This window comes from Flagellimonas sp. 389, from assembly GCF_018449435.1.
In the GTDB taxonomy this organism is placed as follows: domain Bacteria; phylum Bacteroidota; class Bacteroidia; order Flavobacteriales; family Flavobacteriaceae; genus Flagellimonas.
In genome coordinates this window covers 29543-54492 of the sequence record NZ_JAHCMU010000022.1, presented here as the reverse complement: position 1 = coordinate 54492, position 24950 = coordinate 29543, and the positions used below count along the sequence as shown (strand labels likewise).

The following is a 24950-nucleotide window of genomic DNA, read 5'->3' as shown; positions in this document are numbered from 1 at the left end:
AATTAATATTAAAATAAATCCGACAAACTCTCCTTTCATTTAGTAGGGAATCGGTGGTGAGGCCTATGGAAACACTAAAAGCACAAAAAAAAGACGTGAAGAATCAGAAACCTATGAGGATTGCAGGGGCAGAGGCTATAATCCATTGTTTATTGGCAGAAGGTGTGGACTTGATCTATGGATATCCTGGTGGAGCGATTATGCCAGTTTATGACGAACTTTACAAGTTTCAAGATAAGCTTACGCATGTTTTGACCAGACACGAGCAAGGAGCTACACATGCCGCACAGGGCTATGCAAGGGTAAGCGGTAAAGTTGGTGTGGCCATGGCTACGTCCGGACCTGGGGCTACAAACTTGGTCACTGGACTGGCCGATGCGCAAATAGACTCCACTCCAATAGTTTGTATCACTGGACAGGTGCCAAGACATTTATTGGGCTCAGACGCTTTTCAGGAAACCGATATTGTCGGAATTTCAACACCTGTTACCAAATGGAATTATCAAATTACCAAAGCAAGTGAGATTCCAGAAATCATGGCAAAGGCCTTTTACCTTGCAAAATCAGGTAGGCCAGGGCCCGTTTTGGTAGATATCACCAAGAATGCCCAGTTTGATGAATTGGACTTTGTTTACGAAAAATGTACTGGTGTACGTAGCTATAAACCATTTCCAAAACCAGATTTAAAATCGGTTGAAGCTGCTGCTGAGCTTATCAATAACGCTAAAAAGCCATATATCGTTTGGGGTCAGGGTGTTATTTTAGGTGAAGCTGAAGAAGAGTTGACAAGATTAATTGAAAAAGCTGGAATTCCCGCTGCATGGACCATTATGGGGGAATCTGCGATACCTACGGACCATCCATTAAATGTGGGCATGGTAGGCATGCACGGAAATTATGGGCCCAATGTATTGACGAATGAGTGTGACGTTCTAATCGCGATTGGAATGCGTTTTGACGATAGAGTCACGGGCAGTTTGGATACGTACGCCAAACAAGCAAAAGTCATTCATTTTGAAATTGACCCAGCGGAAATCAATAAAAACGTAAAAGCAGATGTAGCCGTTTTAGGAAACGCTAAACAGACATTGGGGCTATTACTGCCTTTGGTGAATAAAAATGAACACAAAGATTGGAAAACCGAGTTCGATAAAAAATATCAGATAGAATATGATACTGTTATCAAAAATGATTTAAAGTCTTCAAAAGAGGGGTTGACTATGGGAGAGGTTATTGAACAGATCAATATTGCCTCAGAAAACCAAGCGGTCATCGTTACCGATGTAGGACAGCATCAAATGGTAGCATGTAGGTATGCAAAATTTAAGCAGTCCAAGAGCAATATTACATCTGGAGGATTGGGAACCATGGGATTTGCTTTACCGGCAGCAATTGGAGCTAAAATGGGGGCAATGGAGCGTGAAGTCGTTGCTATAATTGGTGATGGTGGTTATCAAATGACGATTCAGGAGCTTGGCGTGATCTTCCAGCATAATGTACCTGTAAAAATAGTAGTGTTGAACAATGACCATTTAGGTATGGTACGTCAATGGCAAGAACTTTTCTTTGAAAGTAGGTACGCTTCCACGGTGATGGTCAATCCAGACTTTGTGAAAATAGCGGAAGGCTATCATATAAAATCCAAAAGGGTATCGGCCCGTTCAGAATTGAAGAATGCGATAACAGAGATGATAGCATCTAAAGACCCTTATTTTTTAGAAGTGAAAGTGGAGAAAGAGGACAATGTATTCCCGATGATTCCTTCTGGCGCTTCCGTTTCAGACATTAGATTAAAATAAGATGGACCAGACTACGATTTTAGATACACCGCAAGTATATCCTGGTTTACTTGCCAAATCGGAAGAGATAGGATTTACGATGCCTTCGGATATCTATATCGGGACATTGCTAAAAACACTGATAGCTTCAAAACCAAACGGTATTTTTTTGGAACTGGGAACAGGAATAGGGCTGTCTATGGCTTGGATGTTAGAGGGAATGGACAAGAATTCTAAACTTATCAGTATTGATAATGATGGCGAACTTATTCAAATAGCAAATGAATTTTTTGGCGAAGAGGAACAGCTTCAATTGATACATGCTGATGCAGTCGTTTGGTTGTCCGAATATAATGAGAAGGAAAAGTTTGATTTAATCTTTGCCGATGCATGGCCTGGAAAATATAGCTTCTTGAAGGAAACATTGGAATTAATTAAAATCGGAGGATTTTATGTAATTGATGATATGCAGAAACAAGCCAATTGGCCAGAAGGTCATAAGGAAAACGCATATTCACTAATTGAAACGTTGGAAGCAAGAAAAGATTTTTCAATTACAAAAATGGACTGGTCAACGGGTGTAATCGTTGCCGTGAAAATAAAATAAGAATGGAAAAACAGTGGTATACCATTTCGGTTTATTCAGAAAATAACGTCGGACTTTTAAACAGAATATCTGGAATATTTTTAAAGCGACACATTAATATAGAAGGTTTAAATGTTTCAAAATCAGAGATTGAAGGAGTTTCAAAATTTACGATAGTAATTTTTACGACTGAAGATTGGACACGAAAGATAGTCGGCCAAATAGAAAAACAGGTCGAGGTAATCAAAGCCTACTATCACACCGATGAAGAAACAATTTATCAGGAATCCGCCTTATTTAAAATAGCTTCTGATTTACTGTTCGATGAACGACAGATTCAAAATATTATAAAGGAAAGCAATTCTCAAATCGTGACGGTAGCCAGAGATTTCTTTGTAATCGCTAAAACAGGTCGTAGGCACGAAATAGATGAAATGCACGATGCATTGGAGCCTTATGGCATTATGCAATTTGTGCGCTCTGGAAGAATTGCGGTAAGCAAAGCTAAAATGCCCATTACCGATATTTTACTCGAATTTCAAAATCAATAAATAGACTAAATACAGAATTAAAATGGCAAATTATTTCAATACACTTTCATTGCGTGATCAATTAACACAGTTGGGAAAATGTAGATTTATGGACTCGTCCGAGTTTTCAGATGGTGTAACGGCACTAAAAGGAAAGAAAATTGTAATTGTAGGTTGCGGGGCTCAAGGGCTTAATCAGGGTTTGAACATGCGAGATTCCGGATTGGATATTTCATATGCGTTACGGGAAGCAGCTATAAAGGAAGAACGACAATCCTTTAAAAATGCCAAGGAAAATAATTTTACTGCTGGCACTTATGAAGAATTGATTCCAAGTGCAGATTTGGTCATTAACCTAACTCCGGACAAACAGCACACAAATGTAGTAAGTGCGGTGATGCCGCTTATGAAAAAAGGCGCTACATTATCCTACTCCCATGGGTTCAATATCGTTGAAGAAGGAATGCAGGTAAGAGAAGACCTGACCGTAATCATGGTAGCCCCTAAGAGTCCAGGTTCTGAGGTTAGGGAAGAGTACAAAAGAGGCTTTGGTGTCCCTACCTTGATAGCCGTGCATCCAGAAAATGACCCAGAAGGAAAAGGTTTGGCCCAAGCCAAGGCATATGCTGCGGGTACTGGTGGTCATAAAGCAGGTGTACTGGAATCTTCTTTTGTCGCTGAGGTGAAATCTGATTTAATGGGAGAGCAGACCATTCTTTGCGGCTTGTTGCAAACAGGTTCCATACTTTCTTTTGATAAAATGTTGGAAAAAGGAGTTGATGCAGGATATGCCTCTAAATTGATTCAATATGGATGGGAAACCATTACAGAAGGCCTAAAGCAAGGTGGAATTACCAATATGATGGATAGATTGTCTAATCCTGCCAAAATAAAGGCATTTGATTTGGCCGAAGAATTAAAGGAAATTATGAGACCCCTTTTCCAAAAACATATGGACGATATCATGAGTGGCCATTTTTCCAAAACCATGATGGAAGATTGGGCAAACGATGATAAAAATTTATTGACATGGAGGGCAGAGACAGGAGAAACTGCTTTTGAAAAGATACCCGCAGGCGACGACACCATTTCGGAGCAAGAATACTACGATAATGGCGTATTGATGGTTGCCTTTGTGAAATCTGGGGTTGAATTGGCTTTTGAGACAATGACGGAATCTGGAATCATTGATGAATCTGCCTATTATGAGTCTTTGCACGAGACCCCGTTAATAGCTAATACCATTGCCAGAAAGAAGCTTTTTGAGATGAACCGAGTCATATCCGATACCGCTGAATACGGTTGCTATCTGTTCGACCATGCCTGTAAACCTCTTTTGGAAGGCTTTATGAAAGATATTGATACCGATGTTGTTGGCAAGCACTATGGCGAAGGAAAAGATACTGGTGTAGATAATCAGCGGCTTATTGCTGTTAATAAAGCCTTGAGGGAACATCCTGTAGAAATTGTTGGTGCTAGATTAAGAGAATCCATGACTGCCATGAAACCAATTGCATAGGGTTGCCAGAAGTTGAAGGATTAAATGAAGAAAACAGCGACCACATATTTTCCAAAAGTAGCGGATGTACGGAAAGCTGCTGAGACCATAAAGCAAGTGGCAGAAGTGACACCGTTAATGGAAAGCATTCGGTATTCTACAGAATTTGATGCTTCGATTCTTTTAAAAAGGGAAGATTTGCATAGGGTACGCAGTTATAAAATTCGCGGTGCTTTCAATAAAATAAATTCACTTTCCAAAGAACAGTTAGAAAGGGGAGTGGTCTGTGCCAGTGCCGGAAACCATGCTCAAGGGGTGGCTTTTGCCTGTAACCACCTTGGGGTGAAAGGTACCATTTATATGCCTGCGGTTACACCCAAGCAAAAAATCGAACAGACTAAAATGTTCGGTAAAAAATGGATTGAAGTGATTCTGGAAGGTGATACGTTCGACGATGCGTTCAAAATGGCGATGGACAAGTGCGGTGCGGACGGAAAAACGTTTGTGCACCCTTTTGATGACCCTAAAACAATAGAAGGGCAAGCTACCGTTGGATTGGAATTGATTGATCAATCTGAAAGCCAAATCGATTATATTTTTGTGGCAGTTGGCGGTGGTGGATTGGCTTCGGGCCTTTGTGGAATTTTTAAGGCATTGTCACCACAAACAAAAATTGTTGGTGTGGAGCCAGCTGGTGCCCCTTCCATGAAAAAGTCTTTAGAAAAGGGAGCTGTAGTAAAATTGGATACCATCGATAAATTTATTGATGGTGCAGCGGTTCAAAAAGTTGGCCAGGATACCTTCGAAATTTGTAAAAATCATTTGTATAAAATGGTAACCGTACCAGAGGGCAAAGTTTGCCAAACCATTCTGGATTTATATAACAGGGATGCCATTGTGGTAGAGCCTGCAGCTGCATTGACGGTTGCGGCGCTATATGACTTCCGTGAGGAGATAAAAGGTAAAAATGTAGTTTGTGTCATTGGCGGTAGTAACAACGACATCACTCGGACAGCGGAAATAAAAGAGAGGGCATTGTTGTATGGAAACCTCAAACATTATTTTATTATTCGATTTCCACAACGACCGGGAGCACTTAAAGAATTTGTTGCCGATATTTTAGGACCTAATGATGATATTACCCATTTTGAGTATTCTAAGAAGTCGAGCAGGGAAAATGCGCCAGCAGTTGTTGGAATTGAACTGAAGTCTTCAGAAGATTTGAAGCCGTTGATCGAGCGAATGAAAGCAAATAATTTTTTTGGAGACTATTTGAACAATAAACCAGACCTTTTTCAATATCTGGTCTAAGTTTAATAACAAATTTCAGTTAATTTTTGATAAAGTCCAGATTAAAACGTTTTCGTTTTCAGACTATTCTAAATATGGGATTTTTAATGTTAGCTTTATATAGAATAAAATTTCATACACCAGAACACAAACTTAAAGCATAGAGTTATGCAAGCTAAAGCAGTGATACCGTCAGCATTTCAAATAAACGAACAAACCCATCAAAGGCATTACTTGGTCGACGGGGAGTTAAAGGAGTGGGGTGGAAGTACCACCGAGGTAATCTCCACAATTTCCTCTACAGAAGAATATAAACACACTGTCCTGGGCAGTATTCCAGATATGGGTGAAGCGGAAGCAGCAGAAGCCTTGGATGCGGCTTTAAGTGCTTACGGAAAAGGTCAAGGTGTTTGGCCAACGATGAAGGTAAAAGACCGTATTGAGTGTATGGAGACCTTCGTTAAAAAGATGGAGCAAAAACGGGAAGAGGTGGTCAAGCTCTTGATGTGGGAGATTGGAAAATCCAAACCTGATTCCTACAAGGAATTCGATCGTACCGTTGAGTATATTTATGATACTATCGAGGATTATAAGAAACTGGACCGTGATTCGGCCAAGTTTCAAAAACATGATGGTGTTTACGCGCACATACGAAGGGGGCCTTTAGGAGTTGTGTTGTGTTTAGGGCCCTATAACTACCCATTGAACGAGACCTTTGCACTTTTGATTCCCGCTATTATTATGGGCAACACGACTATCTTTAAACCTGCCAAATTTGGGGTTTTATTGATTACACCGCTTTTAGAAGCTTTTCAAAGTAGTTTTCCCAAAGGCGTGGTCAACATTCTTTTTGGTAGAGGTAGGGCAGTAGCGGCACCTATTATGAAAACGGGCAAAATAGATGTCTTGGCACTAATTGGTAACAGCAAATCTGCAAATGCGTTACAGGACCAACACCCAAAAAGTAATAGATTACGGTTGGTATTGGGTCTGGAAGCTAAAAATCCGGCCATTATTCTTCCAGATGCTGATTTAGACCTTACCATTGATGAATGTATTGCCGGAACACTTTCTTTTAATGGCCAACGATGTACGGCATTGAAGGTGATTTATGTCCATGAAGATATAAAAGAGGAATTTTTAAAACGATTTTCATCAAAAGTAGATTCCCTAAAATTTGGCAACCCATGGGACGATGGTGCAAAGTTGACACCATTGCCCGAGCCTGACAAGCCTGCATACATTCAGGAATTGCTGGATGACGCCAAGGCAAAGGGTGCAAAAATCAAAAACAAGAAAGGTGGAAAACAGTCTGAGAATTACATTTGGCCTGCCGTTTTGTATCCCGTCTCAAAGGATATGCGAGTTTATGAAGAGGAACAATTTGGTCCAATCATACCCGTAGTATCGTTCAAAGACATAGAGGAACCCTTGGATGATATGGCAGCATCCAATTATGGACAACAAGTGAGTCTGTTTGGTAAAGATGTTTATACGCTTTCACCCTTGATCGATACATTGGCCAATTTGGTCTGTCGAGTGAACTTGAACAGTTCCTGTCAAAGAGGTCCAGATGTATACCCTTTTACGGGCAGGAAGGATTCAGCACAATCGACCCTTAGTGTTCATGATGCGTTGCGTTCGTTCTCCATACGTACGTTCGTTGCGTTCAAGGATAATGAGCTCAACAATCAAACCATTGAACAGCTCTTGGAAGCCAAGGTGAGTAACTTCTTGAGCACGGATTATATTTTATAGAATCAAATTGTGGCTGATCGATTTAATTTGATATGACTTTTATTTTCATTTCGATAGCGTTCAGAATGTCATTTAGTTTAATCAGAGAGTCTTTTTCAATAAAATCAGTGTAAATTGTAAGTATTTTATCGGAAGTTTTTAAAATACATATGGTATTTCCAATTCTTTTGATTTCTACTATTTCGTTCAGAAGTATACTTTTTGCAAAGAGCGAGTTCTTTTTTATGGTTCTGTTTTTAATTGTTAAGTACTGCATTCTCCGTTGATAGAAGTAAAACATTAAATAGATTACGGATAATGCAATAGACATAAAAAAGAAATATCCCATTTTGTTACTGACCTTATAAATAAAAATACTTAGAACAATCCATGAAATTGCGAAGTATATATTGACCAGCATTCGCTTTTTACTGAATTTTATTTTTACCATATGAAACTCTATGTTTATTGATTTCAATCCATTATCTTTTGGATAAAACTATATTTTTAGGCTTAAGGTTGTATTGGCCAATTGATGTAGAGGGCATTTGAATTGATAAATACGTCCATAAAGAGTTAAATCACAACAAAATCATGCTAGATTGAAGCTTTTGAATAGAGGTACTTATGCCATTTACTGTTCAAAAAATCATCCATCGATAAGTGTACGGTTGTGTTTTTATGTTTACGGCAATAAAATGGCGTAGTAGCTAGTTACTACTATAAGCACTTTCTATTTTGAATAAGAATGCAGAATAAATCAATTAAAACCTGTGGGCAGAATTAAAGTTTTAGGCATTAGTGCGCTGGTAGTTATTATGCTGTTTGTCATTGGCGCGGGAAATAAAGCGGAAGAAACCGTTTACAATGGATATACAAACGATAACGATACACTAGAGCATAGAACAGTTACTGAAAAGGAAAAGCAATTATATTATTTGCAACAGCAAAAACTAAAAATTGCTTTGCAAGATTATTTTAAGAGAGCAATAGCCTCTGGGGATGTTGTGGGAACTGGAATAAGTATCGTACATGGTGATTCTATTTTGTTTTCAGGCGGATTCGGAAAACGAAGTATTGAAGGAAAAGCCAGAATCGATGAAAAAACCATATTCAGGCTTGGTTCCTTATCTAAAGGATTTGCAGGGGTACTGGCTTCCAGTTTACAAGCTGAAGGAAAATTGGATTGGAATGACAAAGTAGTAGATTATATTCCCGAATTCCAGTTTGGTGATAGTAGCAATACCCAAAAAGTAAGACTCTGCCATATTTTGTCGCATACTTCGGGAACTCCCTATCATAGTTACACCAATTTGGTGGAAGCGGGATTGCCTGTTGCAAACATTGCAAAGCGTTTTAATGAAGTAACGCCCATAAGCGAACCTGGAACTATGTACAGCTATCAAAACGCTATGTTTTCACTCAGTCAAGAAATAATGCGAAAGGTGACCGGTAAGGATATTCAAGCGTTGTTGCAAAACCGTTTTTTTAAACCTTTGGGAATGGCTACCATCTCTATGGATCATAATACATTGCTCAGTACCAAAAATGTCGCATTTCCCCATGCAAAAAGAAAGAATGGGTGGAAAAGTTTACCCTTAAAAGACAGGTACTACAATGCCATAGTTGCGGGAGGAATCAATGCCAGTGCTACGGATATGGGCAAATGGATGCATTTTTTGCTTGGCCATAATCCCGAAGTATTAAGTTCAGAATCCATCCAGGCCGCTTTTAGGCCTTTTATAAAAATTGGAAACAATAATAAGTATTACCAGCGTTGGCCAAACCATGCAGCGTCACATTATGGATTTGGTTGGCGTGTGCATACGTTGAACGAAGTTGGTTCTTCAAAGACCAAGACCGTTTGGCACCATGGCGGTAGCGTTAATGACTACAGAAATGAAATTGCATTATACCCTGACAATGATTTAGGCATTTGCGTACTGTTCAATGGTAATTCAAAACTGGCGCGAACGGTAATACCCGACTTGTACAAGATTGTTGAAACCGTTTATGCAGAAACGGAGCATAGCGAACAATCCAGCATGTAACATAGTAAATTTTTGCTATGTTATAAAGCAAAAGCGAGACTTATAAGCATTCGTCATCACAATCTTCTGCACTATCAAAATCTATATCTGTTATTTGAAAAAGAAATCTATCATCACCTATTGAACTGTAATCTGTGTCTCTGAGTGGATTTCTTGCCGCTGGATTAAAAGTTGGACCCGATTGCATAAACTAAATGGTATAGGTTGCTTTTTTTTCATTGTTGAAAACAATTACTACAGAGTCTGTCTCAAATGATGTAGAAGGTAATCTCAAATTATTGCTTTGAGACAAACTTTCCCAAGAACCACCACTTCTTGAAAGAATCGAGCCTTCCAATTGCTGCGACATTGAAAGCGCTGTTGCGTTAAATAGACTGGGTTGTCCATCTCTATAAAATTCTAAAAAAATTGGATGAGAAGAACTGTTTAGGATGATGTATTGCCTTTCAAACATGGGAGCCTCAGGACCACATGCAACAATGAACAACAAAAAGTTTGTTAGAGCTATATTTTTCATGATGTAAGGTTTAATTCTGCCAATTATTGAACAATTCATCAAGATATTTTTCTGTTGGATTGTTGAACCTAGATTTAATATTCCTTATCATGACCCTATCTAAAGTTTGCTCAAATATCTCTATAACTTTTTCACTTTCTAAAACCATTGGTTTCTAGATGAAATTGTATTTGCACAAATTCATGTCCATGACAATTGACTCCTCTCCAGAATGAAGATACATTTTTGATTTCATTGTTTTTTTGGTTTATGAAAATAGGAGTTAGAGAAAAAAGCCCTGAAAAATCCCAGGGCCCGTTTTATGCATGTTCGTGTTTAGTCTTCAACGTGGGGGCTAAGTTCACATAAGTAATGGCCAAAGTAAACGCCATGGTCTGGAATTCTGGAAACGCCCCATAGCTCGATGGTTTTATTATCAGGATCCAATGTACACCATCCGTAAGCATCCTGAGGGTCCACAGTAATATTATGGGTCGCATAGCTTCCATAATCCGCCCTTTCCCAATGGATATCACCCATGTACGGTTCAGACGGATAGTACCCTATAGCGATATCTTCATTCCAAGTTGCTTTTTGGGTACATGGATCTACACTAATGGTAAGGGTGCTTTCGGGATACGCCGGATTCCAAAAACCAATGAGTTTGAGGGAGTTTGGCTGTCCCTCTACGATTTCGATCATACATTCAAAGTTTAGAAAAGAAATGACACCATCTCCATCGTAATACGTTCTTTTAACATCGAAAGTACCAACCCAATCCGCAGCAACAAATAATGGTCCCGCTATTAGGTCATTACAATCGGTGTTGTCCTTTACATACCCCTCTGGTACGGAGGTGCAACCGGCAACAGTCTGTGAAACTTCTGGGTTGCCTAGGCCGTCGTTGTCATTGTCCTGGTATACCATATATTGGGAGCCCGGGTAGTTATCGCCATCGGTGTCATCACAATCGGTGTTGTCCAATACGTTGCCCATGAAATCATCACAGGTCTCTGCAATTATTGGAAAATCCGGGTCTCCATAACCGTCCCCATCGGTATCTGCATAAAGGGTGGCCCCAATAATCGTTTTGCCGGGATCTTCGTCGTTGCAATCTGTATTGTCCCCAACATAGCCCACCGGGATGTCCACTCCAGAGCATTGGGTAATGGAATTGTTCGGGTCCCCATAGCCATCTTCGTCCTGATCCGCATAATAGGTCATTTGTTCGCAATTGGAGGTAATATTCGCATTGGTATCGTCTGGATCACCGCCAACATCAATATAATCATTTGGCTTATCGCAGGAAAGTAGGGTAACCTTATCATTTCCTTCTGAATCTCCGTCCAGATTTTGATACCATTTTTTTTCGGTACAAGTGTCATCCTTGCCACAAGAGTTGAAAGTGAATAGAGATAAAACCAAAAGCAAAAAGAAATAGGTCAATGGACGGATAACTTTGTGAGGGTCGGTAAAAGATTTTGGAACAAGAGTTTTCATGATTATATGTTTTATTCCCCGGATAAGGGTTTGTTATTATCTTTTAAAAGATAGAAAGGGGAGGTTTTTTAGCGGGGAGGCAATTGACGAATGCCTGTTTTGAATTGACGGATAAGCTTTTTGAATTGAGATTTGAAGGATTTAGTGATAGATGTTGGACCTATTCTTGTATTTGAACTTGACCTTAGTTTATTGGGATAAAGGGTGGAAAGTGAAATCAGGAACTCGTCTTGAGTTTTCAAATTCAAGCGAAAATCCAAGATTTTGTGCCCAGATGATGACTTTTTTGAGCTGCATAGCAGGGCTACGGGGCGAAAAAAAGACGAAATATGGGTGCAAAAGATGAATTTACAGCGAATATTGTAAACTCAAGATGAGTTCCAGATGTTAGATATAACAAACTGTTCAATGAAATAGGATTTTGAATTGAGAATAAAAAAGCCCTGGAAAACTCCAAGGCTCGGTATTGATCAGTATAAGGGTAGGTTATACATTGGCGGCCAACCAATCCCCAACTTCACTGGTTTTATACGCTTTTCCACCATCAGCTAAATCTTCTGTAACAATTCCTTCGGACAATGATTTATTGACAACATCGCGAATAGCTTTTGCCTCATCGGTCAAATCAAAATCCTCGAACATCATGGCTGCGGATAGAATTGTTGCCAACGGATTGGCAATATCTTTTCCGGCGGCTTGTGGATAAGAGCCGTGAATCGGTTCATACAACTTTGCCTTTTCACCAACAGAAGCAGATGGCATTAATCCCATAGACCCAGAGATTACCGAAGCTTCATCGGTCAAAATATCCCCAAAAAGATTTTCTGTAATCAATACATCATAAGCATTGGGCCATTGTACGAGTCGCATTGCGACGGCATCAACAAATTCATAGGAGACCGCTACCTCAGGATAATCTTTTTCCATGGCTTGAACGGTTTCACGCCATAATCGCGAAGTTTCTAAAACATTTGCTTTATCTACGCAGCATAACTTTTTAGAGCGTTTCATAGCGAGTTCAAAGCCTTTTTTTGCCAATCGTTTTACTTCGTTTCTATGGTAGGTACACGTGTCGAATGCGGTCTCGTTAGCATTCAATCGGCCTCTTTCCCCAAAATAAATACCACCGGTAAGCTCGCGAAGAAAAATTAAATCCGTTCCCTCGATGCGTTCACGTTTTAAAGGGGACTTGTCGATTAAGGACGGAAATGTAAACGTTGGACGAACATTGGCAAATAATTCCAATTTCTGTCGCATTTTAAGCAACCCTTGTTCTGGTCTTACCTTTGCAGATGGGTCATTATCAAACCTTGGATGTCCTATAGCACCAAACAAGACGGCATCTGCTGCTTCGCAAATCGCATGGGTTTCATCAGGATATGGCTCGCCAACGGCATCAATAGCGGCAGCACCTGTTAATGCTGGTGTCCAGTTGATTTCATGATTGAATTTTGAAGCGATTGCATTAGATACTTTCACGGCTTGTTCAATTACTTCCGGACCTATTCCGTCACCTGCTAAAAGGGCTATGTTTAGTTTCATTATATTTCGTTGTTCGTTGTTCGTTGTTCGTTGTTCGTTGTTTGCTTCGACTTCGCTCAGCACGAGCGTTGTTGGTTTTCAGAAATCAGATGTCTGACTTCTATTTTCTTAAATCAAATTGAGCATTTTCTCGGTGGCCTTTATGGCCGAAACCGTTTGGTCCGAATCCAATCCTCTTGTTATAAATTCATTTTCTTTGGTTTGCCATGTGATGATAGTCTCGCAAAGTGCATCTGATGTACTACCAGGAGGAATCCGCACTGCATAGTCCACAAGCTTTGGCAAAGCCCTTTTTTCTTTTTGATACACTTTTTGGAGTGCATTGATAAAAGCATCGAATTGTCCATCCCCCTGAGCATTTTCCTCATACGATTTCCCATCAATCTCTATGGAAAGGGTAGTGGAGGGCTTTAATCCTTTTGAGTGGGTCAGCACATAGGATTTTACAAATACGCTTTGTTTGTACAATCCGCTATTTAGAACATCGGAAATGATATAGGGAAGGTCATCTTTGGTGACTCGTTCCTTTTTGTCGCCAAGCTCAATAATGCGTTCGGTTACTTTTTTAAGCTCCTCTTCATTTAACGTTAGGCCAAGTTCCTGAAGATTCTTCTGTATGTTCGCTTTTCCGGATGTTTTTCCTAAGGCATACTTACGTTTTCTGCCAAAACGTTCTGGTAATAAATCATTAAAGTAAAGATTCTTTTTACTATCTCCATCCGCATGTATTCCAGCTGTTTGTGTAAAAACATTGTCGCCAACAATTGGTTTGTTGTCGGGTATTCCAAAACCTGTAAACGCGGAAACCAGTTTGCTCACTTTGTACAATGAAGATTCTTTTACCCTAATAGAAACTTCGGGAACAAAATCATTGATTACGGCAATTACGCTGGCGAGCGGCGCATTACCTGCACGTTCTCCCATACCGTTAACGGTCAAGTGTAGTCCATGGCAACCTGCTTTGAGTGCTTCCATGACATTGGCAACACTTAAGTCGTAATCGTTATGGCCATGGAAATCAAAATGGGTATCGGGATATTTAACTATGATCTGTTTTAGAAAATCAGCTGTTTCTTGATAGGTTAGAATGCCTAGAGTATCAGGGAGCAAAATACGTTTTACCGGTTGTGTGGTTAGGAAATCCAAAAATTGAAATACATATTCAGGAGAATTGTGCATTCCATTGCTCCAATCTTCCAAATACACGTTGGTTGTAATACCTAAAGCCTTTGCTTTGGATAGTACTTCTTCAATGTCCTTAAAATGTTGTTCAGGCGTTTTCTTTAGTTGATGGGTAAGATGGTTCAAGGAACCTTTTGTCAACAGATTTTGGACTTTGGCACCCGACTGTACCATCCAATCAAGGGAAACCCCCTTATCCACGAAGGTCAACACTTCAACCTTAGAAAGTAAACCTTCCAATTCTGCCCATTTCGTAATACTTTTTACGGCATTGAACTCCCCTTCAGATACTCTGGCAGAGGCAACTTCTATACGGTCGACTTGTAGTTCTTCCAACAAAAGTTTGGCAAGTGTGAGTTTTTCCGAAGAAGAAAAAGATACTCCAGAGGTCTGTTCACCGTCCCTAAGGGTGGTATCCATTATTTCAACTGTCCGTTTGTGCATTTTTGGATTGAATAGCTAGTTTAGGACACTTTTAAAGTGGTGTATTTGCCGCAAATGCTTCAATATCTTTTTTAATGTTCAACAGATAGTCGATATCATCAAAACCATTGAGCATATTTTCTTTTTTGTATGCGTTGATAACGAAGTTTTCGTTTTCCTCGGTATCTACAATAGTAATTTTCTGAAGCGATAGGTCAACTTCCAATTCTGTATTTGGTTTTTTTTCAATGGCTTTAAATATGCTATCCAAGAATTCTGGACTAACCTGCACTGGAAGGACTCCCACATTCAAACAATTATTTCTGAAGATATCAGCAAAAAAGCTTGATATGACGCATCGAAATCCATAATCGTAAACGGCCCAAGCTGCATGTTCCCTTGAAGAACCTGAACCAAAATTTTTACCACCTACCAAGATTTTGCCTTTGTAAATAGGGTTGTTCAGCACAAATTGCTCTTTTGGTGTATCATCCTGGTTATAGCGCCAATCCCTAAAGAGATTATCCCCAAATCCCTTACGTTCGGTTGCTTTTAAAAACCGTGCGGGTATGATTTGATCTGTGTCCACATTTTCGATAGGAAGTGGTACAGCAGAACTTTTAAGTATATTGAATTTATCGTATGCCATTTGTATAGATTCTAGAAATTAGATTTTAGAAGTTAGACTGCCTCAACTTGCATTAACTCCCTTGGATCGGTAACTTTTCCTGTTATGGCCGCCGCCGCCGCTACTAAAGGACTGGCCAATAGTGTACGAGAGCCTGGTCCTTGCCTTCCCTCAAAATTTCTGTTGGAGGTACTAACGGCGTATTTTCCAGCAGGTATTTTGTCATCGTTCATTGCCAAACAAGCAGAACAACCGGGTTCCCTTAGTTCAAAACCAGCTTCTTGTAGTATATCCAGGATACCTTCTTCTTGAATGGATTCTTCGACACGGTGTGATCCGGGTACGAGCCATGCCGTAACATTATCAGCTTTTTTTCTGCCTTTTACAATTGAGGCAAAAGCCCTAAAATCCTCTATTCTTCCGTTAGTGCAACTTCCTAGGAAAACAAAATCGATAGGTTTCCCGATCATAGCTTCCCCTTCATTAAAAGCCATGTAGGCCAGTGATTTTTTATAGGTCGCGTTTCCACCTTCTACAGTTTCCGCTTGTGGAATACCATTCTTGATTCCGATACCCATTCCTGGATTGGTACCATATGTAATCATTGGTTCTATTTCACTAGCGTTGAAGAAGAGTTCACTATCAAAAATGGCATCTTTATCGGAGTATAGTGTTTTCCAATATGCCATTGCCTTATCCCATTCCGCTCCTTTTGGTGTATATTCTCGTCCTTTTATGTACTCAAAGGTTTTTTCATCTGGTGCTATCATACCGCCCCGTGCTCCCATCTCTATGCTTAGATTACAGACCGTCATCCTACCTTCCATGGACATATCCCTAAATACTTTACCAGAATATTCAACAAAATACCCAGTTGCTCCAGAAGTTGTTAATTTTGAAATGATATATAGAGCAACATCTTTTGGCGTAACACCTATATTCAAGTCCCCATCGATGTTTATTCGCATACTTTTTGCCTTGGGTTGCATAATACATTGCGTTGAAAGTACCATTTCAACTTCACTGGTACCAATACCAAAAGCAATGGCGCCAAATGCTCCATGCGTAGAGGTATGAGAGTCTCCGCATACTATGGTGGCACCTGGGAGTGTAATCCCGTTTTCTGGTCCGATTACATGGACAATTCCATTTTTCTCATGCCCAAGACCCCAATATGGTATATTATGCGCCTTGGAATTTTCTTCCAAAGCTTTTAGCTGATTTGCAGAGAGTTTATCCTTTACCGGTAAATGTTGATTTCTGGTCGGAGTGTTGTGATCGGCTGTGGCAAAGGTGTGTTCTGGATACATTACCTTAATATTCCTATTCTTCAACCCTAAAAACGCTACTGGACTGGTAACCTCATGTACCAAGTGCCTGTCTATAAATAGAACGTCAGGACCCTTTTCAATATGCTTTACCACATGTGAATCCCAGACTTTATCAAATAGTGTTTTACTCATGATAATTTCAATAATTTATAAGCTGTTAAAAATAAATTAAGGAAAAAAAAAGAGGTGCGTTTTGTTTAGAAAATTACGATGTCCAATACGTCTTTTACAAGATTTTGTAAATGGATTTGAATGCTTTCTATCCATGTTAATAGAAGATTTTATTACGGCACCATCTAGTTTTAAGTCCTTTAAAATCATCAAAAACCATTGTATTTTGAATAAGAAAGGAAAGCCCGATAAGGGTTTACTTTCTATTTCACTATCCATTGATCGTTTGTAATCTGATTTAGAATGGATTAATTGTAACTATCTGAATTTTAACAAGTTTCATTTCATTTTAACATTGTTGTAACGTAAAGGAAACCATGAGCTTTATACTTTAGCACAACAACCTAGAAGTTTATTCATCAATAAATCAAAAACAAACACATGAAAAAAAATTACATGGCTTTTTTAGCCACAGTTCTTATTACGGTATTCCTTATTCCCAGTAGTACGTATGCACAACTAGATTTTTTGCCTAGGGGCAGTCAAATGGCCAAAATTTCGCAACGAATTGGGAACACCGATGTTACAATAGTGTATTCGAGACCTAGCGTTAATGATCGGGAAATATGGGGCAGTCTAGTTCCATATGGGATGAACAATTTAGGATTTGGTACGGCAACGGAATCTCCATGGAGAGCGGGAGCAAATGAAAATACTATATTCAAGACTTCCCATGACCTTCTTATTGGCGGTGAAAGTTTACCAGCTGGAAAGTATGGTTTGCACATGATAGTTAATGAAGATGACTCAGCGACCATTATCTTTTCAAAGAATCATAAAGCGTGGGGGAGTTACTTTTATAAACCGGAAGAAGATGTACTTAGGATTGATGTTACGACCAATGAAGTAACACACGTAGAGCAACTCACCTACATGTTTAATGAAGTGGATGCGACATCGGCCATTGTTTCCTTGAATTGGGAGAAAAAGCAAATACCGTTTAAAGTTACTGTCAATGTTACGGATAACGTGTTAACTGAAATACGCCAACAACTGCAAACTTCTCCGGGATTTAGCCGTCAAAGTTGGGAACAAGCTGCAAATTTTGCCCTAAATAATGACGGTAACTTGGACGAGGCGATGGCTTGGGTGGATGCGGCCATCGCTGGACAGTTTTTTAGTCAGAAAACATTCAATAACCTGAATATAAAGTCCCAGATTTTGGCCAAGCAGGGGAAAACAACTGAAGCCAAGTTACTAATGGAAGAGGCAATGCCATTGGGCACGGTCTTTCAGGTTCACGGATATGGTAGGCAGCTCATTGGGCAGGGGCAACTTGACGCTGCTTTGGAGGTGTTCAAATGGAATGAGAAAAACCACAAGGGTACTTGGCCGGTACATTATGGATTGGCAAGAGCTTATTCTGCGATGGGTGACAACAAGGCCACTTTAAAACATCTAAAAATTGCACTAGACAATGCCCCGGCACAGGCAAATAAAGACCGTGTGACAGCAAATATTGTAAAAGCTGAAAATGGTGAAACAATCAATTAAACTTTTTGTTAGTAAGTTTAATTAGCGAAGATGCCCAGTTTTTTACTGGGCATTTTAACTTATGTAGTTCCAAATTGACGATTGCTTCGTCATTTTGGTATATGCTTTTAAAATCATTTGATTTTCTTCTTTTTTCAGATTTGGATCGTCTTTTAAAAGCTGAATGGCATGATATCGGGCAGCCTTTAAGATTTGGTTGTCCTTAACAATGTCCGCAATTTTTAAGTTCAGAAGACCACTTTGTTGCGTACCCATCAAATCACCAGGGCCGCGCAGTTTTAAATCAACTTCGGCAATATCAAAACCATCATTGGTGCGCACCATGGTCTGTAATCGTGTTTTGGAATCTTCCGAAAGCTTGTTGCCCGTCATTAAAATACAAAAACTTTGCTCGGCGCCTCGACCCACACGTCCACGTAACTGATGTAATTGTGATAATCCAAAACGTTCCGCACTTTCAATAATCATTACAGATGCATTGGGAACGTTAACGCCAACTTCGATGACCGTTGTTGCTACCATAATTTGGGTTTCACCTTTTACAAAGCGTTCCATTTCGTAATCTTTATCCTTTGACTTCATTTTGCCATGAACTATGGATATCTGATACTCAGTAGGGGGGAAGTCTCTCTCAATACTTTCATAACCGTCCATCAAATCCTTATAATCCAATGCTTCGGATTCTTGAATCAAGGGATATACGATATAGATTTGCCTTCCTTTTTTAATTTCATCTTTTATAAATTGAAAGACCTTAAGCCTGTTATTATCGAACCTATGCACTGTTTTGATAGGTTTACGTCCCGGTGGAAGTTCATCGATAATTGAAATATCCAGATCCCCGTACAGACTCATTGCCAATGTTCTCGGTATTGGGGTAGCGGTCATGACCAGAATGTGCGGTGGGATTTCATTTTTATGCCATAACTTGGAACGTTGTGCCACGCCAAATCGATGTTGTTCATCGATAACGGCCAACCCAAGGTTATGAAATTGGACCTTATCCTCTAAAACGGCATGGGTACCTACCAAAATATGCAGTTCTCCATTTTCCAATTGCTCATGGATTACAGTGCGCTCGGATTTTTTGGTGGAACCGGTCAATAGAGAAATATTCACATTCATTCCCCCTAATAAGTCTTTTAGACCATTGTAATGTTGGTTTGCTAAAATTTCGGTTGGAGCCATCAAGCAGGACTGGAAACCATTATCTATGGCCAATAACATACACATTAGCGCAACGATGGTCTTACCTGATCCTACATCACCTTGTAATAAACGATTCATCTGGGCATTACTGCCCATGTCGCTTCTAATCTCTTTAATGACTCTTTTTTGCGCATTGGTAAGCTCAAATGGGAGGTGTTCTGTGAAAAAAGTATTGAAATGCTCTCCAACAGTTTCAAAAGGTAATCCCTTTATTTTATGTTTTCTGATGAGTTTTTTGGAAATAAGTTGCAGTTGTACATAAAAAAGCTCTTCAAACTTTAATCGAAACTGTGCTTTTGCCAACAACTCTTGACTTTTTGGGAAATGAATATTAAAGAGTGCCTGACTTTTTGAAACTAATTTTAATTCGTCACGTATTTCCGATGAAAGTGACTCTGGAAACTTTCCCCCAGATTCCAGGAATAACTGCTGCATCATTTTACCAATTACACGGTTCGTGATACCTTTTGCGCTTAACTTTTCGGTTGAGGGATAAATGGGTTGCATGGCAACTTTTAGATTTTTCTCATGCTCGGATAATAGCTCCATTTCTGGATGTGGCATAGAAAAGGTACTTCCATATTTTGTGGTTCGCCCAAAAACTACATAGGGTTCATTAAGTTTCAGATTCTCCCTGATCCATTTATGCCCACGAAACCAAACGAGCTCCATTTGTCCGGTTTCATCAATAAAACTGGCGACTAAACGTTTTCCACGTTTTTGTTCTACAGTTTTTATATGAACGATTTTACCAATTAACTGCACATCGGCTCCACTGGATTGTAACTGATTTATTTTATAGTAGCTCGTTTTATCCAAATACCTATTCGGAAACAGATGCAGAAGGTCCAAATAGGTATGTATGTCCAATTCTGACCCAAGTGTATCTGCCCTGTTTGGGCCAACACCTTTTAAATAAGGAATAGGAGTTTGTAGAAAATTGGGATTCATAAAACTAAAATATGTAATTTGGATTGACTTTTGCTATTTACAAAACATGAAGCTCGGCCCCGCAGCAGTTTTTTTCTTCTTTGTACAGATTCTAAGTTCTCAAACTCAGGATGGTGTAGATTTTTTAAGTGCTAAGGTTTTTGTTGAACCCATTCCACAACAAAAACAGATAAAAGGGCAAGTGACCTATAAGTTTGAAGTTTTAAAAAATATTGATTCAATTTTTCTGGATGCTATCAATATTGATTTTTCTTCCGTTTTACTTGATTCGGAAAGAGTGAATTACACTAACAATCAAAAATCAATCACGTTAAAAAAGAAGTTTAGAAAAGGAGCTATTCATTCAATTTCATTAACATATCTGGCAAACCCTAAGCAGACTGTTTATTTTTTGGGATGGGACGATAATAATCCAGATAACAATCAGGTTTGGACACAGGGACAGGGAAAGTACACGAGTCATTGGTTGCCCAGTTTTGATGATATGAACGAAAAGGTCGAGTTTGACCTCAATTTAATCACAGATCCAGGCTATGCTGTTATTTCAAATGGTAAGCTTATTGGAAAAGAAGAGATTTTAAATGCTAAAGCCCTTTCTTGGCAATTTGATATGGAGCAACCTATGAGTAGTTATCTTGTAGGGTTTGTTATTGGAAAGTTTGATAAGAAAACGATTCGATCTGGATCTGGAATACCGATAGAATTATACTATGAACCCAAGGATAGTTTGAAGGTTGAACCTACCTATCGTTATACTCAATTTATATTTGATTTTTTAGAAAAGGAAATCAATGTACCCTATCCTTGGCAGAACTATAAACAAATACCGGTTCAGGATTTTTTATATGCCGGGATGGAAAATACAGGCGCAACCATTTTCTCCAATACGTTTATGATTGATTCTACAGCCTTTTCTGACAAGAACTATGTAAATGTTAATGCTCACGAGCTGGCACACCAATGGTTTGGTAATCTGGTTACTGAGCAAAGCGGCGAACACCACTGGTTGCATGAAGGTTTTGCGACCTATTATGCATATTTAGCCGAAAAGGAAATTTTTGGTGAAGATTATTTTTATTGGCGATTGTTGGATACTGCCAAGTCGCTTATCAATTTTTCAGGTGACGGAAATGGAGAAGCATTGACAAACTCCAGTGCGGGTAGTCTTACGTTTTACGAGAAAGGAGCTTGGGCCTTGATTATACTGAGGCAAAGGGTAGGGGACTTAAATTTTCGTCAGGGAATACAGAACTATCTAACAAAATATGCCTATCAAAATGTCACGATTTCAGATTTTATGTGGGAAATGGAAAAGGCATCTGGGATGAAACTTGCCGATTTTAAAAGTGTATGGCTACAAGAGTCGGAATTCCCATTTGAAATTGCTAAATCTTTTTTGATCGCTCAAAACAGCTCCATCAAAAAATACTTTGAAATCAAAAATACTATTGGAAACAATTTTGATAAAGCCGAAACTATTCTCTCTAGCGAATGGAATTCATTAAAGTCGGATGATGTCAAATATCGTTTGGTGTCAGATTACGCTACAAACCTATCAGCAAAATTTTTGGGAAGTATTCTTAGAAATGAAAGCTCTAAAGTAAGACAAGCAGTAGCTTTTTCTGTAGAAAAGCTGCCTGCACAAGTTCGTCTGGATTTTGAAAGTTTGTTGATGGATGGAAGCTATAAAACTATAGAATCCGCTCTTTATAGATTATGGACCGACTTTCCAGATGACCAAATTGCTTATTTGGAGAAAACGAAAGATATCATTGGATTGCCAAACAAGAATGTTCGCCTGCTTTGGCTGACCTTGGCATTGGTAAGTCCAATCTATCATACTGATTTAAAACCAGATTTTTTTAAAGAACTAAATAGTTATACAAGTTCTGAACATCATTTTGAAGTACGGTTGCTAGCTTTTCAATATTTGAAAAGTATAGGGACATTCGATGATGATACTTTGAAAAATTTAGTGGATGCTTGTAGCCATCATGTCTGGTATTTTAAAAAATCTTCACGAAAAATATTAAAAGAGTTCTTGAAAGGAGATGGCAATATAGCTCGACTTAGGGCCATATACCCATCCTTAAATCAAGAGCAGCAGCATTATTTGGATAAAACTTTGGGTAAATGAGGGCATTGGTCATATCTGGTGGCGGTAGTAAGGGAGCGTTTGCAGGTGGAGTTGCACAATTTTTAATACAAGAAGCAAGCCATAAGTACGATTTGTTTGTTGGAACCTCAACTGGAAGTTTGCTTATTTCCCACTTGGCATTGAACAAATTGGATAAAATAAAGGATATCTACTCTTCAGTAAATCAAAAAAGCATATTCAATAATTGTCCTTTTGTAGTAAAGAAAAAACACGGTATTGATATTATCGCCATCAATCATTGGAATGTAGTCAAAAACTTTATGCGCGGTAAAAAGACTTTTGGTGAGAGCGAGAACCTTCGGCATCTTATTCGTGAATCTATAACTCCCGAGGAATTTGAGGAATTAAAGCAAAGTACCACAGATGTAGTGGTGACGGTATCCAATCTATCTTTAAATCAAGTGGAGTATAAGTCCATTAACGATTGTACCTACGATGAATTTTGTGATTGGATATGGATATCATCCAATTATGCACCGTTCATGAGCTTGGTAAAACGGAATGGTTGTGAATATGCAGATGGTGGTTTGGGAAGTTTGGTTCCCATAGAAGAAGCGTTGAAACGGGGCGCGACCGAAGTTGATGTTGTTGTGCTTCACACAGAGGTAAATTATCTCAACCGCTTGCCCGTTAAGAATCCTTTTGAGTTAATGACCACTATTTTTGCTTTTATGTTGGATAGAATCGAGAATCAAAACATCCGAATAGGAAAATTTGTGGCCAATCAAAAAGATGCGATTATCAATTTTTATTACACGCCTACGGTTTTAACCACGAACTCGTTAATTTTTGATAAAGAACGTATGACCTTGTGGTGGAAAAAAGGATATTTATATGCTAAAAACAAGAATGAAGAAACAAGTCCTATAGACCCTGAACATCAGGAATGACAATTACCATAGTTCCCCCACTTCTTTCTTTACAAAGCTAAGTGCCGTTGAAGAAGGGGATTGTTTTTCCATGGTTTGATTTAGGATATCTTCCCTTAATTTATCTGGAGAATCCGTAGCGCTCATACCTGCAGAACGTATAATTTGAATTGTAGCGTTTTTTGCAGCTTTGATAATGTTCCAACATTCTTCGGACATGTATATTTGTTGGGAAAGATTATGTTCAAATTCGGTTTCTACTTGTTTTATGAGTAGGTTCTCATAGGCACCTTTATCTTTTCCATTTGGCCCTACGCGAACTACCAAACTATTTATGGCAATTCTTTCTAAAAAGAGAACCATACGTTCATAGGCCTGCAAGCGTATGGGCAACGTATCTTTCTGGGAATCCTTATGCAATAGAAAACGTCTTCGGCCTTCTTCATTTTTAGTATGTAGCCTAAAAAAATAAAAGGCAATCGCTCCGGTTACTACCGCTGGTAATAGGTATGCAAAAAGTTGAAAGATATCGTCTCCGCTCATGGATTAGTTGGTTTTTGGTTTTATAAAAACTAGAACGAACTAAAGCCACAAAAAGTATGGCCCGGAGCAATGAAAATATTACTTGTTCTTTGCGTTCTGTTTTACACTATCGTAAAAGCTTTTATAGTCGGGTTGTAGCTTTATGTTTATTCCTTCTTTAAAGTTGCCATCTTTGACCGATATGTTTACACGCTCACTTGAAACTTCAAAAGTTTCGACCAATTCTTTTGAAATTGTGGTAGCCTGATCAAAGGTGGCACCAAATTCTCCAGTGATGTTCAAACCTTCAACTTCAATCTTTTGTGTGGGGTTGGTCTTGATTACTTTGGAAACTTTTTCCAGCCACGCTTTGCCTTCTTCGGTTATTTCTGAAGCGTTATCAGCTCCAAATAAGGTATTCAGACTGTTTGATATTACGATTTCACCTTCCACAAAGTTAGCTTTTGCATCGCTTCCCATGGATTGTTTTATTTTGGATAACAATACAATGGCAACGGAATCATTGGAAGCGATCATTGAGGTCATATTGCTAAGCTGTTTTTCTTTTCGTCCAAGTGCAGCCAGTGTAGTGTTCACGTTTTGACTGTTCTTTTTAGAAAGTTCGGAGAAACTGCTCAAATTTTGCAATAGTGTTTGGTTGGCATCACGTAGCGCTACATTTTCATTTGCCAGGGTTTCTGCCTTTGCTTCACTTGATGAAATTTTTCTTTTGGTACTGGCAAGTTCCTGTTGAACAGTGCTGATCTCCGTCTTTAATTCATCTATTTGTGCTATCAATTCGCTCTTTTTTTGAGAGAATCCTAACGTTGAAAGTAAAAGGCATGGTAGGATAAGTAACTGTTTTTTCATGGGTAACTCTATTTAATGCATCATATTTTATGAAAGCTAAATTAGAATGTTTTCGGAGAATGCACAAAAAACCGTCGCTTTACTACATAAATCGAAATATAACCAAAGTGCTGATCCAAGCCAAATATTCTATT

At 39.0% G+C, this 24950-nt stretch carries 21 protein-coding genes; 10 read left to right on the top strand and 11 right to left on the bottom strand.

From position 1 onward, the window contains the following. Positions 1 to 65 precede the first annotated feature (65 nt). The 6 genes from ilvB (at position 66) to KIM67_RS17090 (ending at position 7440) form a co-directional block, all read left to right on the top strand. On the top strand, positions 66 to 1799 hold the full coding sequence (gene ilvB / locus KIM67_RS17115; RefSeq protein WP_213832777.1) for a biosynthetic-type acetolactate synthase large subunit: 1734 nt from the start codon (positions 66 to 68) through the stop codon (positions 1797 to 1799). 1 nt (position 1800) lies between these two features. After that, positions 1801 to 2385 (top strand): O-methyltransferase, encoded by a 585-nt coding sequence (locus tag KIM67_RS17110; RefSeq protein ID WP_213832776.1) that lies wholly within the window; start codon positions 1801 to 1803, stop codon positions 2383 to 2385. Between the two features lie 2 nt (positions 2386 to 2387). Beyond that, complete coding sequence (ilvN, locus tag KIM67_RS17105) at positions 2388 to 2915, top strand: acetolactate synthase small subunit (RefSeq protein WP_213832775.1); 528 nt, start codon at positions 2388 to 2390, stop codon at positions 2913 to 2915. A 22-nt stretch (positions 2916 to 2937) separates the two neighbouring features. Beyond that, positions 2938 to 4413, top strand: coding sequence for a ketol-acid reductoisomerase (ilvC, locus tag KIM67_RS17100; RefSeq protein ID WP_213832774.1), 1476 nt, complete (start codon positions 2938 to 2940; stop codon positions 4411 to 4413). 24 nt (positions 4414 to 4437) lie between these two features. After that, entirely contained in the window at positions 4438 to 5703 is a 1266-nt protein-coding gene (gene ilvA / locus KIM67_RS17095) for a threonine ammonia-lyase (protein ID WP_213832773.1), read from the top strand. 147 nt (positions 5704 to 5850) lie between these two features. After that, complete coding sequence (locus KIM67_RS17090; protein ID WP_213832772.1) at positions 5851 to 7440, top strand: NADP-dependent glyceraldehyde-3-phosphate dehydrogenase; 1590 nt, start codon at positions 5851 to 5853, stop codon at positions 7438 to 7440. 22 nt (positions 7441 to 7462) lie between these two features. Here KIM67_RS17090 and KIM67_RS17085 read toward each other — a convergent pair whose 3' ends face one another. Further along, positions 7463 to 7897 (bottom strand): hypothetical protein, encoded by a 435-nt coding sequence (locus KIM67_RS17085; protein WP_213832771.1) that lies wholly within the window; start codon positions 7895 to 7897, stop codon positions 7463 to 7465. A 295-nt stretch (positions 7898 to 8192) separates the two neighbouring features. Here KIM67_RS17085 and KIM67_RS17080 point away from each other — a divergent pair, with 295 nt between their 5' ends. After that, positions 8193 to 9470: a serine hydrolase domain-containing protein gene (locus tag KIM67_RS17080; RefSeq protein ID WP_213832770.1), complete on the top strand. Its 1278-nt coding sequence runs from the start codon at positions 8193 to 8195 to the stop codon at positions 9468 to 9470. Positions 9471 to 9510: 40 nt separating this feature from the next. Here KIM67_RS17080 and KIM67_RS17075 read toward each other — a convergent pair whose 3' ends face one another. From KIM67_RS17075 to leuC, 7 genes are all read right to left on the bottom strand, one after another. Beyond that, positions 9511 to 9657, bottom strand: coding sequence for a hypothetical protein (locus KIM67_RS17075; RefSeq protein WP_213832769.1), 147 nt, complete (start codon positions 9655 to 9657; stop codon positions 9511 to 9513). A gap of 3 nt (positions 9658 to 9660) precedes the next feature. After that, positions 9661 to 9987: a hypothetical protein gene (locus KIM67_RS17070; protein WP_213832768.1), complete on the bottom strand. Its 327-nt coding sequence runs from the start codon at positions 9985 to 9987 to the stop codon at positions 9661 to 9663. Positions 9988 to 10302: 315 nt separating this feature from the next. Then, entirely contained in the window at positions 10303 to 11466 is a 1164-nt protein-coding gene (locus tag KIM67_RS17065) for a hypothetical protein (RefSeq protein WP_213832767.1), read from the bottom strand. 486 nt (positions 11467 to 11952) lie between these two features. After that, positions 11953 to 13008 (bottom strand): 3-isopropylmalate dehydrogenase, encoded by a 1056-nt coding sequence (gene leuB, locus KIM67_RS17060; protein WP_213832791.1) that lies wholly within the window; start codon positions 13006 to 13008, stop codon positions 11953 to 11955. 108 nt (positions 13009 to 13116) lie between these two features. Beyond that, positions 13117 to 14634, bottom strand: a complete 1518-nt coding sequence (locus KIM67_RS17055) for an alpha-isopropylmalate synthase regulatory domain-containing protein (protein WP_213832766.1) — start codon at positions 14632 to 14634, stop codon at positions 13117 to 13119. Positions 14635 to 14665: 31 nt separating this feature from the next. Continuing rightward, positions 14666 to 15262, bottom strand: a complete 597-nt coding sequence (gene leuD, locus KIM67_RS17050; protein ID WP_213832765.1) for a 3-isopropylmalate dehydratase small subunit — start codon at positions 15260 to 15262, stop codon at positions 14666 to 14668. Positions 15263 to 15294: 32 nt separating this feature from the next. Further along, positions 15295 to 16704: a 3-isopropylmalate dehydratase large subunit gene (gene leuC, locus KIM67_RS17045; protein WP_213832764.1), complete on the bottom strand. Its 1410-nt coding sequence runs from the start codon at positions 16702 to 16704 to the stop codon at positions 15295 to 15297. 420 nt (positions 16705 to 17124) lie between these two features. Between leuC and KIM67_RS17040 the strand changes: the two genes are divergently transcribed. Beyond that, entirely contained in the window at positions 17125 to 18237 is a 1113-nt protein-coding gene (locus KIM67_RS17040; protein ID WP_213832763.1) for a DUF2911 domain-containing protein, read from the top strand. Positions 18238 to 18291: 54 nt separating this feature from the next. Here the strand turns inward: KIM67_RS17040 and recG are convergent, their stop codons facing one another. Beyond that, a complete protein-coding gene (recG, locus tag KIM67_RS17035) occupies positions 18292 to 20397 on the bottom strand; it encodes an ATP-dependent DNA helicase RecG (protein WP_213832762.1) in 2106 nt (701 codons plus the stop codon). Positions 20398 to 20443: 46 nt separating this feature from the next. On the opposite strand from recG, the gene KIM67_RS17030 reads away from it, so the two are divergent. Together KIM67_RS17030 and KIM67_RS17025 are read left to right on the top strand one after the other, a co-directional pair. Continuing rightward, positions 20444 to 22534: a M1 family metallopeptidase gene (locus KIM67_RS17030; RefSeq protein WP_213832761.1), complete on the top strand. Its 2091-nt coding sequence runs from the start codon at positions 20444 to 20446 to the stop codon at positions 22532 to 22534. Then, complete coding sequence (locus KIM67_RS17025) at positions 22531 to 23445, top strand: patatin family protein (protein WP_213832760.1); 915 nt, start codon at positions 22531 to 22533, stop codon at positions 23443 to 23445. Before KIM67_RS17030 ends, KIM67_RS17025 begins: the two co-directional genes overlap by 4 nt. Positions 23446 to 23448: 3 nt before the next feature. On the opposite strand, the gene KIM67_RS17020 is transcribed toward KIM67_RS17025, so the two are convergent. Together KIM67_RS17020 and KIM67_RS17015 are read right to left on the bottom strand one after the other, a co-directional pair. Further along, positions 23449 to 23967: a hypothetical protein gene (locus KIM67_RS17020; protein ID WP_213832759.1), complete on the bottom strand. Its 519-nt coding sequence runs from the start codon at positions 23965 to 23967 to the stop codon at positions 23449 to 23451. Positions 23968 to 24045: 78 nt separating this feature from the next. Beyond that, entirely contained in the window at positions 24046 to 24816 is a 771-nt protein-coding gene (locus KIM67_RS17015) for a hypothetical protein (protein WP_213832758.1), read from the bottom strand. Positions 24817 to 24950 lie beyond the last annotated feature (134 nt).